Here is a 1,050-nt window from a genome sequence, read left to right as displayed (position 1 = left end):
AATGTCGTGCTGATCCATCAATTCGGTGAAGAGGTTACACCAGGCGGCGCCAAGCCGATGATTGAAGCCGGCTGTCTCGAAGGCGTGGATGCCATTTTCGGCACCCACATCTGGGCTCCGATGCCCGTCGGTCAAGTCGGTGTCAAATCAGGCCCGATGATGGCAGCCGCTGATAAATTTAAAGTCACGATATCCGGGCGGGGCGGACACGGAGGCGCGCCTCACCTAACGACAGACGCTTTAATCACGGGAGCCTCGGTCGTCAACCATCTCCAGCAAATCGTCAGCCGCAGAATCGATCCGACAGAAGCAGCCGTCTTGTCGATCGGAACATTTCATTCAGGCCAGGCATTTAACGTCATTGCCGAAGAAGCGGTCATTGAAGGAACGGTCCGCACCTTTTCAAAGCATGTCCAGGAAACGATCATCGCCGAGATCGAACGCGTAATTAAAGGCGTCTGCGACAGCAACGGGGCCTCGTTTTCACTCGATTATGAAAAAGGCTACCCGCCTGTCGTCAACCATGAAAATGAAACGGACATCGTCCGTCAATGCGCCAAACATGTCGTCGGCCCTGAAGCCGTCATCGAACTCGAACCGAATATGATCGGCGAAGATTTCTCTTATTATCTTGAACATGTCCCTGGATCATTCTTTTTTACCGGCGCGGGCAATCCGCAGACTGGAGCCGTTTACCCGCACCATCACCCGATGTTTGACATCGATGAAAAAGGCATGCTGAACGCGGCGAAAATTCTTGTGTCGGCGGCTCTAGCATTTTTAAACCAAGACTAAAAAGACAGCCTGATTCGGCTGTCTTTTTTATTTAAACATATAGCCTTTATATTTCGTCAGCTGGCAGCTGGCGTTATAAACGATCGCATAGCCGATCAGCGCGGACAATACAGAGCTCCCTCCGTAGCTGATGAACAGAAGGGGAACGCCCGTAACCGGCATCAGCCCGACGTTCATTCCGATATTTTGGAATGTGTGGATGACAATCAGCGCCGTATACCCAACACAGAAAAACGATGCAAACTTGTTGTACGG

2 protein-coding genes are annotated in these 1,050 nt (G+C 51.5%); one reads left to right on the top strand and one right to left on the bottom strand.

The window, feature by feature from the left end; genetic code table 11:
• Nucleotides 1-795 (top strand): amidohydrolase (locus ACWHAR_RS23065; RefSeq protein ID WP_452087945.1); only part of this gene is annotated, 795 nt, incomplete at its 5' end.
• Between the two features lie 27 nt (nt 796-822).
• Here ACWHAR_RS23065 and ACWHAR_RS23060 read toward each other — a convergent pair.
• Nucleotides 823-1,050 (bottom strand): FtsW/RodA/SpoVE family cell cycle protein (locus ACWHAR_RS23060; RefSeq protein ID WP_452087944.1); only part of this gene is annotated, 228 nt, incomplete at its 5' end.

The organism is Bacillus sp. LR--39 (assembly GCF_053613335.1).
This window is presented reverse-complemented; position numbering and strand designations above follow the sequence as displayed.